The organism is Pseudomonas sp. RW3S2, from assembly GCF_014268955.1.
GTDB lineage: Bacteria > Pseudomonadota > Gammaproteobacteria > Pseudomonadales > Pseudomonadaceae > Aquipseudomonas > Aquipseudomonas wayambapalatensis.
This window is the reverse complement of sequence record NZ_JABWRM010000014.1, coordinates 115953-128837: the sequence shown is the minus strand read 5'-3', so window position 1 is coordinate 128837 and position 12885 is coordinate 115953. Positions and strand designations below refer to the sequence as shown.

The 12885-nt window shown below is 63.0% G+C and carries 16 protein-coding genes; 1 reads left to right on the top strand and 15 read right to left on the bottom strand.

Annotated features, from left to right (window positions below; translation table 11 throughout):
• Positions 1-8 precede the first annotated feature (8 nt).
• The 15 genes from ispG to trmJ all read right to left on the bottom strand — a co-directional run bounded on the left by ispG (position 9) and on the right by trmJ (position 11827).
• Positions 9-1118 (bottom strand): flavodoxin-dependent (E)-4-hydroxy-3-methylbut-2-enyl-diphosphate synthase, encoded by a 1110-nt coding sequence (gene ispG / locus HU748_RS19630; protein WP_054892556.1) that lies wholly within the window; start codon positions 1116-1118, stop codon positions 9-11.
• A gap of 3 nt (positions 1119-1121) precedes the next feature.
• The gene (locus HU748_RS19625; RefSeq protein ID WP_186721562.1) at positions 1122-2129 is read right to left on the bottom strand and encodes a RodZ family helix-turn-helix domain-containing protein; all 1008 of its coding nucleotides are present in this window, start codon (positions 2127-2129) and stop codon (positions 1122-1124) included.
• Positions 2126-2887, bottom strand: coding sequence for a type IV pilus biogenesis/stability protein PilW (pilW, locus tag HU748_RS19620; RefSeq protein ID WP_186668229.1), 762 nt, complete (start codon positions 2885-2887; stop codon positions 2126-2128). Before pilW ends, HU748_RS19625 begins: the two co-directional genes overlap by 4 nt.
• Before the next feature lie 12 nt (positions 2888-2899).
• Positions 2900-4048 (bottom strand): 23S rRNA (adenine(2503)-C(2))-methyltransferase RlmN, encoded by a 1149-nt coding sequence (gene rlmN, locus HU748_RS19615; protein WP_054892553.1) that lies wholly within the window; start codon positions 4046-4048, stop codon positions 2900-2902.
• Positions 4049-4076: 28 nt separating this feature from the next.
• Positions 4077-4502, bottom strand: coding sequence for a nucleoside-diphosphate kinase (ndk, locus tag HU748_RS19610; protein WP_011532343.1), 426 nt, complete (start codon positions 4500-4502; stop codon positions 4077-4079).
• Positions 4503-4589: 87 nt separating this feature from the next.
• Positions 4590-4790, bottom strand: coding sequence for a Fe-S cluster assembly protein IscX (gene iscX, locus HU748_RS19605; RefSeq protein WP_027920277.1), 201 nt, complete (start codon positions 4788-4790; stop codon positions 4590-4592).
• A 10-nt stretch (positions 4791-4800) separates the two neighbouring features.
• The gene (fdx, locus tag HU748_RS19600) at positions 4801-5142 is read right to left on the bottom strand and encodes an ISC system 2Fe-2S type ferredoxin (protein WP_063546067.1); all 342 of its coding nucleotides are present in this window, start codon (positions 5140-5142) and stop codon (positions 4801-4803) included.
• A gap of 3 nt (positions 5143-5145) precedes the next feature.
• A complete protein-coding gene (gene hscA, locus HU748_RS19595) occupies positions 5146-7008 on the bottom strand; it encodes a Fe-S protein assembly chaperone HscA (protein ID WP_186668234.1) in 1863 nt (620 codons plus the stop codon).
• 43 nt (positions 7009-7051) lie between these two features.
• Positions 7052-7573 (bottom strand): co-chaperone HscB, encoded by a 522-nt coding sequence (gene hscB, locus HU748_RS19590; protein WP_186668236.1) that lies wholly within the window; start codon positions 7571-7573, stop codon positions 7052-7054.
• An 8-nt stretch (positions 7574-7581) separates the two neighbouring features.
• A complete protein-coding gene (gene iscA / locus HU748_RS19585; protein ID WP_003248536.1) occupies positions 7582-7905 on the bottom strand; it encodes an iron-sulfur cluster assembly protein IscA in 324 nt (107 codons plus the stop codon).
• 24 nt (positions 7906-7929) lie between these two features.
• Positions 7930-8316, bottom strand: coding sequence for a Fe-S cluster assembly scaffold IscU (gene iscU, locus HU748_RS19580; protein WP_003443374.1), 387 nt, complete (start codon positions 8314-8316; stop codon positions 7930-7932).
• A gap of 46 nt (positions 8317-8362) precedes the next feature.
• Positions 8363-9577, bottom strand: coding sequence for an IscS subfamily cysteine desulfurase (locus HU748_RS19575; RefSeq protein ID WP_186721560.1), 1215 nt, complete (start codon positions 9575-9577; stop codon positions 8363-8365).
• 41 nt (positions 9578-9618) lie between these two features.
• Positions 9619-10110, bottom strand: a complete 492-nt coding sequence (gene iscR, locus HU748_RS19570) for a Fe-S cluster assembly transcriptional regulator IscR (protein ID WP_054892549.1) — start codon at positions 10108-10110, stop codon at positions 9619-9621.
• 167 nt (positions 10111-10277) lie between these two features.
• Positions 10278-11063, bottom strand: coding sequence for a serine O-acetyltransferase (gene cysE / locus HU748_RS19565; protein WP_054892548.1), 786 nt, complete (start codon positions 11061-11063; stop codon positions 10278-10280).
• A 5-nt stretch (positions 11064-11068) separates the two neighbouring features.
• Positions 11069-11827 (bottom strand): tRNA (cytosine(32)/uridine(32)-2'-O)-methyltransferase TrmJ, encoded by a 759-nt coding sequence (trmJ, locus tag HU748_RS19560; protein ID WP_186668238.1) that lies wholly within the window; start codon positions 11825-11827, stop codon positions 11069-11071.
• A 151-nt stretch (positions 11828-11978) separates the two neighbouring features.
• Here trmJ and suhB point away from each other — a divergent pair, with 151 nt between their 5' ends.
• On the top strand, positions 11979-12797 hold the full coding sequence (gene suhB / locus HU748_RS19555; RefSeq protein WP_186668239.1) for an inositol-phosphate phosphatase: 819 nt from the start codon (positions 11979-11981) through the stop codon (positions 12795-12797).
• Positions 12798-12885 lie beyond the last annotated feature (88 nt).

Sequence of the window (12885 nt, the reverse complement as noted above, 5' to 3'; positions counted from 1 at the left end):
TCTGTGTATCAGCCGCGGGCGATCAGCGCCGCGTCGGCCTCGACCTTCTCGGCCGCTTTCTGGCGGATGAGCTTTTCCAGCTCATCGACCAAGTTGTCATTGGTCAGCTTCTGCGCCGGCTTGCCATCGATGTACACCAGGTTGGGGGTACCACCGGTCAGGCCGACGTGGGATTCCTTGGCTTCGCCCGGGCCGTTGACCACGCAGCCGATCACCGCGACGTCCAGCGGCACCAGCAGGTCTTCCAGACGCCCTTCCAGCTCGTTCATGGTCTTGACCACATCGAAGTTCTGCCGCGAACAGCTCGGGCAGGCGATGAAGTTGATGCCACGGGAACGCAGGTGCAGCGACTTGAGAATGTCGTAGCCGACTTTCACTTCCTCGACCGGATCGGCAGCGAGGGAGATGCGAATGGTATCGCCAATGCCTTCGGCAAGCAGCATACCGAGGCCGACAGCGGATTTCACCGTCCCCGAACGCAGGCCACCGGCTTCGGTGATGCCCAGGTGCAGCGGCTGCACGATCTGCCTGGCCAGCAGGCGGTAGGCTTCGACGGCCATGAACACGTCGGAGGCCTTGACGCTGACCTTGAAGTCCTGGAAGTCGAGGCGGTCAAGGTGCTCGACATGGCGCAGCGCCGACTCCACCAGCGCTGCCGGGGTCGGCTCGCCGTACTTCTTCTGCAGGTCCTTTTCCAGCGAACCCGCGTTGACGCCGATGCGAATCGGGATACCACGGTCGCGAGCGGCATCGACCACCGCGCGCACACGGTCTTCGCGACCGATGTTGCCCGGGTTGATGCGCAGGCAGTCAACACCAAGCTCGGCGACGCGCAGGGCGATCTTGTAGTCGAAATGGATGTCGGCGACCAATGGCACGCTGACCAATTGCTTGATCTTGCCGAAGGCTTCGGCCGCGTCCATGTCCGGCACCGAGACGCGGACGATGTCGACGCCAGCATCGACCAGGCGCTGGATCTGCCCAACGGTGGCGGCGACATCATTGGTGTCGGTGTTGGTCATGCTCTGTACCGCGATGGGTGCATCACCACCCACCGGCACATTGCCGACCCAGATTTTGCGGGATTCGCGACGTTTGATCGGAGATTCGCCGTGCATGACTTACTGTCCCAACTTCAGGCGAGCGGTCTCGCCACTGGTGAACGGGGCGACATCGACGGCCTGACCGTTGTAGCTGACCTGAGCGCCGCGGGCAAAGCCCAGGCGGACCGCGAACGGCGGCTTGCCGGTCAGTTCCAGGCTGTCACCCTTGCGCTTGATCGCGCTGAACAGCACCTTGCCGTTGCCATCGGTGACCTGGGTCCAGCAATCGGCGGTGAATTGAATGGCGATCTTGCCATCGCCCGCAGCAACCACGGCAGGCTCGCTGGCAACTGGCGCAGTCGGTACGGCGTGGGTGGCCGGTGCGGTTGGTGCGGGCGTGGTGGCGGGCGCGTGCGTCTGGGCAGGAGCCTGGGCAACCGGAGCGGCTGGAGCGGCGGCGGATGCTGCGGTGCCCGGGGTGCCCTGTTCAGCAGCCTCGGCGGCAGCTTCGGTCGTAGCCTGCTCAAGCGGCAGTGGCGCGCTCTCTGGCTGCTGGCCCGCAGTCACGGCCTGATCTTCCGGCTCATCGAGCGGGTGGATCTGCGTGGTGCCGTCGGCGCTTTCGACCTCGACATGCTCCAGGGCGATCTTGGCCAGGTCCTTGCCACGCAGGCTGCTCTGGTCCTGCCACCAGAAGAACCCGCCACCGACCACGGCCACCAGCAGCAACAGGCTGACGACACGCAGGATATTGTGCGAAAGGCGCACCGGCTCCTCGATACGACCAAGGGCATGTACTTCGCTGCCCTTGGCGTGAGTCCCGGTGATCTGGTCGAAAGCCTCGACGAGCGGCGCCTGGTCCATGTCCATGAGCTTGGCGTAAGCACGGATATAGCCGCGCGCGAAGGTGTGTCCGGGAAGCTTGTCGAAGGCGCCGGTTTCCAGGTTGTTCAGCGAAGTGACCGTGAGATTCAGCTTACGGGCGACCTCGGCCTGCGACCAGTTCCGGTTCTCGCGGGCCTGGCGCAAGATATCACCTGGATTCTGCTGAATCGCTGCTGCTGCTTCGGGGTGCGCGGCTTTCATCGTTGCTCCGACAGGTATTGCTGATATTCCGGCGTACCGGGATAAAGTCGTTGTAATTTCTGGCCCAGCTCGGCTGCGGTGCCGTGCTCTTCGAAGACTCGGGCGAGGCGGCTGCCCAACAGCAGGCTGCGAGCGTCGTGATCGCCATGCTGGCTGAAGCGCTCGAAATAGTCCCGGGCCGGCACATAATGCCTGTTTTCGTAGGACAACTCAGCCATTTCCAGCAGCGCTCGTGGTTGCCGCTGATCGAGCTGCAGGGCCTTGTCCAGGTATTCGTGAGCCTGCTCGCGACGCCCTTGCCTGAGGGCGGTCAGGCCAAGGTTCTCGTATACCCGGGAACGTTCAGGATACAGGGTATCGGCAGCAGCTTGGCGAAACATCTGTTCTGCTTGGCGAAAATGCCCCTGAGCATATAGGAAACTGCCGAAGTTGTTGCGAATCCGCGTGTCATTCGGGCGTTGCGACAAAGCTTCGCGGAAATGGCCATCGGCCAGATCGGGCTCGCCCTGGGCCTGGAAGACCAGGGCCAGGGCGGCGTGTGCATCGGCATCGTGGCTGTTCAACGCAAGCGCCCTGGCCAGCGGGGCCTTGGCTTGCTCAGTCATGCCTTGTTGCAAATACCCCAGCCCCAACTGCACGTAGGCACGCCCTGCCTCCGCCCTGCCCTGTCGGCTGGACAGCGGATCACCTGCACCGCCGGACACGCAGCCGGCCAGCAGCAAAAGCGACAGGATCGACAGCGCGGCGCGCAGGGTCATCGGCGGCTTCCGTCAGTGGCGCGCAGCGCTGTCTTGCAGCTCGCTGCCATCGGCGTTGATCTGGCGCACGGCGATGTAGCGCTCGCTACGGCGGGTGCGGTCCATGACCTGCCCCACCAGCTGACCACAGGCCGCGTCGATATCTTCGCCGCGGGTGGTGCGGGTGGTGACGTTGAAGCCGCCGTGGTGCAGCAGATCCTGGAAACGACGGATCGCATTGTTGCTGGGACGCTCGTAGCCGGAGTGCGGGAACGGGTTGAACGGAATCAGGTTGATCTTGCACGGCACGTCACGCAGCAATTCGATCATCTGCGCGGCATGCTCAGGCTGATCGTTGACGTCCTTGAGCAGGGTGTACTCGATGGTGAGCACCCGCTTGCCGCCGAGCGTGGACATATAGCCCATGCAGGACTCGAGCAGCATCTTGAGCGGGTACTTCTTGTTGATCGGGACCAACTGGTTGCGCAGCGCGTCGTTGGGCGCATGCAGCGACAGCGCCAGCGACACGTCGATGTGCTTGGCCAACTCATTGATCATCGGCACGACACCCGAAGTGGACAGGGTGACGCGACGCTTGGAGATGCCATATCCCAGATCGTCCATCATGATCTTCATCGCGGCGATGACATTGTCGAAGTTCAGCAAGGGCTCGCCCATGCCCATCATGACCACGTTGGTGATAGCGCGGTCGATCTTGGCCGGGACGGTCCCGAAGGATTTGTTGGCAAGCCACACCTGGCCAATCACTTCGGCGGCGGTGAGGTTGCTGTTGAAGCCTTGCTTGCCGGTGGAGCAGAAACTGCAGTCCAGGGCACAGCCGGCTTGCGACGAAACGCAGAGGGTACCGCGGTCGTCGGTGGGAATGTAGACGGTCTCGACGCAGCTGCCGGAGGCAACGCGGACTACCCATTTACGGGTACCGTCGGCGGAAATGTCCTCGCTGACCACTTCCGGGGGGCGAATCTCGGCAACGGCCTCGAGCTTCTCGCGCAAGACCTTGCCGACGTTGGTCATGTCCGCAAAGTCGGACACGCCAAAATGGTGAATCCATTTCATCACCTGACCGGCACGGAAGCGCTTCTCCCCGATCGAGTCGAAGAACTGTTCCATTTCCGGCAGGGTCAGCCCCAACAGGTTGATTTTGCCAGTAGATGTCGTCATGGATTCACCCTCACTCGTAAGCTTTCGCTTAGCGAGTGGTTACCTCGGTAGCAGCGAAGAAGTAAGCGATTTCGCGAGCTGCAGCGGCTTCGGAGTCCGAACCGTGAACGGCGTTGGCGTCGATCGACTCGGCGAAGTCGGCACGGATGGTGCCTGGAGCGGCTTCTTTAGGGTTGGTGGCGCCCATCAGCTCACGGTTCAGAGCGATGGCGTTCTCGCCTTCCAGCACCTGAACGACGACCGGACCGGAAGTCATGAAGGCAACCAGATCACCGAAGAAGCCACGAGCGCTGTGCTCGGCGTAGAAGCCTTCGGCTTCGGCCTTGGACAGCTGCTTGATTTTCGAAGCGACGATTTTCAGGCCGGCTTCTTCGAAGCGAGTGGTGATCTTGCCGATGACGTTCTTGGCAACTGCGTCAGGCTTGATGATGGAGAAAGTACGTTGAACAGCCATGGAAAACTCCAGAATTTGAGTGTTGCGAAAAATTAAACCCGCGAATTATACGCGGGTTCCAGGGGATTGCCTAACCTGCAGAGACGCTCAGTCGGCTTCTTCGATCCAGGCCGCCTGGATGGCCTCGAGCACTTTCTCACCGCCGCGTGACGGATCGTCGCTGAACTCTGGCAAAGCCAGCACCCAACGGTGCAGATCGACGAAATTCACATATTTAGGATCGACGTCTGGCTTGCTTTCCGCAAGCTGGATGGCGATCTCAAGTACATCAATCCATTTCAGGCTCATGCTGAAAACCTCAGTGCGGCGCTTCGGCAGCGTGGTTGAGCGAGTATTTCGGAATCTCGATGGTGATGTCTTCATCACCCACGATCACCTGGCACGCCAGGCGAGACTGCGCTTCCAGGCCCCAGGCCTTGTCCAGCATGTCTTCTTCCAGCTCGTCGGCTTCTTCCAGCGAGTCGAAACCTTCACGCACGATGCAGTGGCAGGTGGTGCAGGCACACACGCCGCCGCACGCGCTTTCCATCTCGATATGGTGTTCGTGGGCCAGCTCCAGAATGTTGGTGCCTGGCTCCACTTCGACCACCAGCCCATCCGGGCAGAACTTCTCATGCGGCAGGAAAATCACCTGGGGCATCGGTTACTCCTCGATCTCATTCAGGTTGCGCCCGGCCAGTGCGGCTTTGACCGTCGAATCAAGGCGACGGGCGGCAAAGGCATCGGTCACCTGCGACAGACGCTTGGTCTGTTGCTCGATGGCCGCGCCATCGGTGCCGGTGAGCAAATCACGCAATTCTTGCATCTGGAAGGCAATGGCCTCGCGCTCGTCAGCGCTGAGCAGACGCTCGCCGTCGGCATCCAGGGCGCCCTGCACCGCTTCGAGCAAGCGCTCGGCATCGACCTGGTGCTCGCGCAACTGGCGCGCCTGCTTGTCGGAGCCTGCGTGCTCGAAGGAGTCCTTGAGCATACGGGCGATCTCGCCATCGGTCAGGCCGTAGGACGGCTTGACCTGGATGCTCGACTCCACGCCCGAGCCCAGTTCGCGGGCCGCGACGCTGAGCAGGCCGTCGGCATCGACCTGGAAGGTCACGCGGATCTTCGCTGCACCGGCCACCATCGCCGGGATGCCACGCAGCTCGAAGCGGGCCAGCGAACGACAGTCGCTGATCAGCTCGCGCTCGCCCTGCAGGACGTGAATCATCATGGCCGACTGGCCATCCTTGTAGGTGGTGAACTCCTGGGCACGAGCCACGGGAATCGTGGTGTTGCGCGGAATCACCTTTTCCATCAGCCCGCCCATGGTCTCAAGACCCAGCGACAGCGGGATGACGTCCAGAAGTAACAATTCGCCACCTTCGCGGCGATTACCGGCCAGGGTGTCGGCCTGGATCGCGGCGCCAATGGCCACGACCTGATCAGGATCGATCGAGGTCAGCGGAGTGCGGCCGAACAGCGTGCCAACGGCTTCGCGTACACGCGGCACGCGGGTCGAGCCACCGACCATCACCACGGCACCGACCTCTTCCAGCTCGACACCGCTGTCGCGCACGGCGCGGCGGCAGGCCTTGAGGCTGCGGGCGATCAGTGGCTCGATCATGGCTTCGAAGGCGGCACGGCTGAGCTCACCCTGCCAGGCGCCGTGGGCGACGCTGACGGTGTCGGCATCGGTCAAGGCTTCCTTGGCGGCACAGGCCGTCTGCAGCAGTTGGCGCTGGGTAGCCGGGTCGAGATCGGCGGACAGACCGGCCTGCTCGATGATCCAGCCAGCGATGGCGTGATCGAAGTCATCGCCACCCAGGGCAGTGTCCCCCCCCGTGGCCAGCACTTCGAAGACGCCCGCGGTCAGGCGCAGGATCGAGATATCGAAGGTGCCGCCCCCCAGGTCGAAGATCGCCACCACGCCTTCGGCGTTCTGGTCCAGGCCATAGGCCACGGCGGCAGCGGTCGGCTCATTGAGCAGGCGCAGCACGCTCAGGCCGGCCAGGCGCGCCGCGTCCTTGGTGGCCTGGCGCTGGGCGTCGTCGAAATAGGCCGGCACGGTGATGACCGCGCCCACCAGCTCGCCACCGAGGGTTTGCTCGGCGCGCAGGCGCAGGACCTTGAGAATGTCGGCCGACACCTCCACCGGGCTCTTCGGCCCCTGGACAGTGTCGATGAATGGCATGTGCGATTCACCGCCAACGAAGCGGTAAGGCAGTTGCTCGCCCAGTTGCTTGACGTCGGCAAGACCGCGCCCCATCAGGCGCTTGACCGAAAGAACGGTGTTCAGCGGGTCGCTGGAGGCTGCGTCACGAGCGTCCTGGCCGACGTCGCAGTGCCCTGGCAAATAGCGCACGGCGGACGGCAGGATGACATTGCCCTGGGCGTCGGGCAGGGGCTCGCTGCGACCGCTGCGCACTGCAGCGACGAGAGAGTTGGTGGTACCCAGGTCGATACCCACCGCCAGGCGACGCTGGTGCGGCTGGGGGCTCTGACCGGGTTCGGCGATCTGCAGTAGGGCCATGCTTATCTGAATACCTTAGGCGTCATCACGGGCAACGCCGGGGTTAATCGTCGAGGCGCTCTTCGAGTTGGCGCACTTCTTGGGCGAGCTTGTCGAGGAACTGCATGCGGCGCATCAGGCGCTCGGCCTTGTCGCGCTCGGCAGCTTGATCCCAGCAGGCGGCGAAATCCTCATTGAGCGTGTCCTGGGCGACCTTCAGGCGCTTCTTGAACACGGCAACACCGTCGAGGTCGGCTTCGTCCTGCAGCTCTTCGAGTTCTTCACGCCACTGCATCTGCTGCAGCAGGAAGTCGGGGTCGTGGACCGTGACTTCCTGGGGCACTTCGTGGCCGCTGACGGCCAGCAGGTAACGCGCACGACGCGGCGCGCTGCGCAGCGTCTGGTAGGCGTCGTTGAGTGCTGCGGACTTTTCCAGGGCAACACGCTGCTCACGCTCGGAGGCGTCGGCAAAGCGGTCTGGATGGACCTCGCGGGCCAGCTCACGATAACGGGTGGCCAGCTTGTCGAGGTCCAGGCGAAAGCCCGGCTGCAGGTCGAACAGGGCGAAATGGCAAGGAGTACCCACGTCAAGCCTCAGACATTGAAGCTTTCGCCGCAGCCACACTCACCGCGCACGTTGGGGTTGTTGAACTTGAAGCCTTCGTTCAACCCTTCCTTGACGAAATCCAGCTCGGTGCCATCGAGATACACCAGGCTTTTCGGGTCGATGATGACCTTCACGCCATGGTTCTCGAACACTTGGTCCTCGTCGGCCAGCTCGTCGACGAACTCCAGCACGTAGGCCAGGCCCGAGCAGCCGGTGGTGCGCACGCCCAGGCGGATGCCTTCACCCTTGCCGCGCCCATCGAGGGAGCGGCGAATGTGGTTGGCGGCGGCTTCTGTCATGCTGATAGCCATCGGAACTCCTTACCTCGCGGCGACTTAGATCAAGCCTTTCTTCTGCTTGTAATCGCGAACGGCTGCCTTGATGGCATCTTCGGCGAGTACCGAGCAGTGGATCTTGACCGGCGGCAACGCCAGTTCTTCGGCCAGCTGGGTGTTCTTGATGGTTTCGGCTTCGTCCAGGGTCTTGCCCTTCATCCACTCGGTGGCCAGGGAGCTGGAGGCGATGGCCGAACCGCAGCCGTAGGTCTTGAACTTGGCATCTTCGATGATGCCTTGCTCGTTGACCTTGATCTGCAGACGCATCACGTCACCGCACGCCGGGGCGCCGACCATGCCGGTACCGACGTCCGGGTCTTCGGCGTCCATCTTGCCGACGTTGCGCGGGTTTTCGTAGTGGTCGATGACCTTTTCACTGTATGCCATGGTGCAATTCCTTCCTCATCAGGGAGCCGCTCTTGCTGGCGACTGCTTAGTGGGCGGCCCACTCGATCTTGGAGATGTCGACGCCGTCTTTGTACATGTCCCACAGCGGCGACAGTTCGCGCAGTTTGTTCACGGCCTTGCAGACTTCCTGCGCGGCGTAGTCAACTTCTTCCTCGGTGGTGAAGCGACCGAAGGAGAAGCGGATCGAGCTGTGCGCCAGCTCGTCGTTGCGGCCCAGGGCGCGCAGTACATAAGAAGGCTCGAGCGACGCGGAGGTGCAGGCCGAACCGGACGATACGGCGATGTCCTTGAGCGACATCAGCAGCGACTCGCCTTCGACGTAGTTGAAGCTCAGGTTCAGGTTGTGCGGAACGCGCTGGGTCTGGCTGCCGTTGACGTACAGCTCTTCAAGGTCGGAGACCTGCTTGAAGAAGCGATCGCTCAACGCCTTGATGCGCACGTTTTCAGTGGCCATTTCCTGCTTGGCGATGGCGAAGGCCTCGCCCATGCCCACGATCTGGTGGGTCGGCAGGGTGCCCGAACGCATGCCGCGCTCATGGCCACCGCCGTGAATGATGGCTTCCAGGCGCACACGCGGCTTGCGGCTGACGTACAGCGCACCGATGCCCTTCGGGCCGTAGACCTTGTGCGCCGAGAACGACATCAGGTCGACCTTGGTCTTCTGCACGTCGATTTCGACCTTGCCGGCCGACTGCGCGGCATCGACGTGGAACAGCACGCCGCGCGAGCGGGTCAGTTCACCGATGGCGGCGATATCGTTGATCGAGCCGACTTCGTTGTTCACGTGCATCAGCGAGACGAGGATGGTGTCGTCGCGCAGCACGGCCTCGACCATCGCCGGGGTGACGATGCCGTCTTCACCGGGTTCGAGGTAGGTGACTTCGAAACCTTCGCGCTCGAGCTGGCGAGCGGTGTCGAGGACCGCCTTGTGCTCGATCTTGGAGGTGATGATGTGCTTGCCCTTGGTCTGATAGAAGTGCGCGACACCCTTGAGCGCGAGGTTGTCGGACTCGGTGGCACCGCTGGTCCAGACGATTTCGCGCGGGTCGGCATTGATCAGCTCGGCGACCTGGCGGCGGCCATTCTCGACCGCCTCTTCAGCGCGCCAGCCGAACACGTGGGAACGCGAGGCCGGGTTACCGAAGTTTCCGTCGACCAGCAGGCAGTCGGCCATCTTCTGGGCGACGCGGGGATCGACCGGGGTGGTCGCGGAGTAATCGAGGTAGATCGGCAACTTCATTGAGTATCTCCTATCAGGCGTTGGCGTCGCTCGTCGCTGCATCAGTCGACGGCGGACGTCTCAATCTTGTCCAGCTGGGCAACGCGACCGGCGACTCGGCGCAGGTCCTGGCGCTGGGCGACTTCCTGCACCTCGCGGCGCATGACGAGGTCGGACAGGCTGATGCCGCTGAGGAATTCGTGGATCTGCTGGCTGAGGTCGCACCACAGGTGGTGGGTCAGGCAGGTATCACCGGCGTGGCAATCCCCGAGGCCTTGGCAGCGAGTGGCATCTACCGACTCGTTGACCGCGTCGATTACCTGCGCCACCTGGATGGTTTCCATGCCCCGCGACAGCTGGTAGCCGCCACCCGGACCGCGCACGCTGGAAACCAGGCTGCTGCGGCGCAGCTTGGCGAACAGCTGTTCCAGATAGGAGAGGGAGATGCCCTGGCGCTCGGAAATGTCGGCCAAGGATACCGGCCCATGCTGCGCGTGCAACGCCAGGTCGAGCATGGCGGTGACGGCGTAACGGCCTTTGGTAGTCAATCGCATGGCTATGGGTACCACGGGAGTTACAGGATGTGTGCGAGTATGCGATTCCCGAGCATTTAAGTCAACTATAAGACCTAGTGCTTTAGTCGGGTTTGCACGCGGGAAGCGGGCGCGATGATAGCAGACAAGGGGCGCGAGCACACGCCCCGTGTATCAGCCCGGCGTAATCAATGCGACGGAGTGTCGCTCTGCGCAGCCTGCTTGACCTCGGCGAAGTCCTCTTCCGGCAGGGCCGGCAAGGCCTTGGCACAGTAGTCACTGCCCAGGTTGGTCAGCGCCCCGCACATGCCCTCCAGGCGCTCGTCGACCGCCTGCAGGTGGTCGAGCATCTGGCCGATGGCGCGCGCCACCGGGTCGGGCATGTCGCCACTGACGCCGTAGGCATCGAAGCCGATCTTCTCGGCCATGGCCTTGCGCTTGGCCTCGACCTCGCTGTCTTCGGTCTTGACGATGATCCGCCCCGGGATCCCGACTGCCGTGGCACCGGCCGGCACGGCCTTGGTCACCACCGCATTGGAGCCGATCTTGGCCCCGGCGCCCACCGTGAACGGGCCGAGCACCTTGGCGCCCGCCCCCACCACTACGCCGTTTTCCAGGGTCGGGTGTCGCTTGCCCTTGTTCCAGCTGGTGCCGCCGAGGGTCACGCCCTGATAGAGCGTCACATCATCGCCGATCTCGGCGGTCTCGCCGATGACGATGCCCATGCCATGATCGATGAAGAAACGCCGGCCGATGGTGGCGCCGGGGTGGATCTCGATGCCGGTCATCCAGCGCCCGAAGTTCGACACCAGGCGCGCCAGCCACTTGAAGTCGCGCTTCCACAGGGCATTGCCCAGGCGATGCAGCCAGATGGCATGCATCCCGGGGTAGCAGGTCAGCACCTCGAAGGCATTGCGTGCCGCGGGGTCACGATGAAACACACTCTGGATATCTTCACGCAGACGCTCGAACATTGTTTCTAGTCCTTCCGCTTGTGCGCATCACCCCGGGCGACTTTCTGAGTCTCGGTGAGGATGCCGCGCAAAATGCTCATTTCCGAACGATTGACCGAGCTGCGCCCATACAACCGGCGCAGGCGCGCCATCAGGTGCTTGGGCTTTTCAGGGTCGAGGAAGCTGATGTCCACCAGGGTCTTTTCCAGGTGTTCGTAGAACAGCTCCATTTCGTCCAGGGTGGCCAGCTCGTCGCTGGCATCGACCTTCTCGACCTTCGCCGGCGCACCTTGCGCCGCCAGCCATGCGGTGCGCACCTCGTAGGCGAGCACCTGGACTGCGGCAGCAAGATTCAGCGAGCTGAAGTCGGGGTTCGATGGAATGTGCACGTGGAAGTGACATCGCTGCAGTTCGTCATTGGTCAGGCCTGCATGTTCGCGACCGAACACCAGGGCGATCTCCTCGCCGGCGGCCGCACGCGCGACGCTCTGCACCCCGCATTCGCGCGGGTCGAGCATCGGCCACGGCATGCTGCGGTCACGGGCGCTGGTACCAATCGCCAGGCTGCAGCCAGCCAGCGCCTGCTCGAGCGTATCGACCACAACGGCACCGTCCAGCACATCGTCGGCGCCGGAGGCACGAGCGCTGGCGTCCGCAGCGGGGAAATCCAGTGGCTGAACCAGCACCAGGCGCGACAAGCCCATGTTTTTCATGGCACGAGCAGCGCCGCCGATGTTGCCGGGGTGGCTGGTATTGACCAGAACAACACGAATATTCTGCAGCAAGGTGTCGAGCTCACGGATGCCTATAAAGGGGGGAACGATCTTACCTAAGCGACGGGCGTAACGCCACGAATGCGAATGTCACCCTTCTGCCGGAACAGTTTTCTGATAGACTATGCGGCTTTCTTCTTTAACATCTCCAGGTGAAACGCCCATGCAGCCTATGCTGAATATCGCCCTGCGCGCCGCTCGCAGCGCCAGTGAACTGATTTTCCGCTCCATCGAACGCCTGGACAGCATCAAGGTCGACGAGAAAGAGGCCAAGGACTACGTCTCCGAGGTCGATCGCGCCGCCGAGCAGACCATCGTCAACGCCCTGCGCAAGGCTTACCCGAACCACTCGATCCAGGGTGAAGAGACTGGCCTGCACGCCGGCTCCGGCGAGGAAGGCAAGGACTACCTGTGGATCATCGATCCGCTGGACGGCACCACCAACTTCCTGCGTGGCGTTCCGCACTTCGCGGTCAGCATCGCCTGCAAATACCGCGGCCGTCTCGAGCACGCGGTCATCGTCGACCCGGTCCGCCAGGAAGAATTCACCGCCAGCCGCGGTCGTGGCGCCCAGCTCAACGGTCGTCGCCTGCGCGTCAGCTCGCGCACCAGCCTGGAAGGTGCCCTGCTGGGTACCGGCTTCCCGTTCCGCGACAACCAGATGGCTGACCTGGACAACTACCTCGGCATGTTCCGCGCCCTCACCGGCCAGACCGCCGGCATCCGCCGCGCCGGCTCCGCCGCCCTGGACCTGGCCTACGTTGCTGCAGGCCGCTTCGACGCCTTCTGGGAGTCGGGCCTGTCCGAGTGGGACATGGCTGCAGGCGTACTGCTGATCCAGGAAGCAGGCGGCCTGGTGAGCGACTTCAACGGTGGCCATGACTTCCTCGACAAGGGCCACATCGTTGCCGGCAACATCAAGTGCTTCAAGGCGGTGCTGACTGCGATCCAGCCGCACCTGCCAGAGAACCTGAAGCGCTGAGCCAAGGCTCCAGATGCAAAAAAAGCACCCCTCGGGGTGCTTTTTTATGCCTGTTTTCCACAACCCTGCCGACCCGCAATGGGGCCGG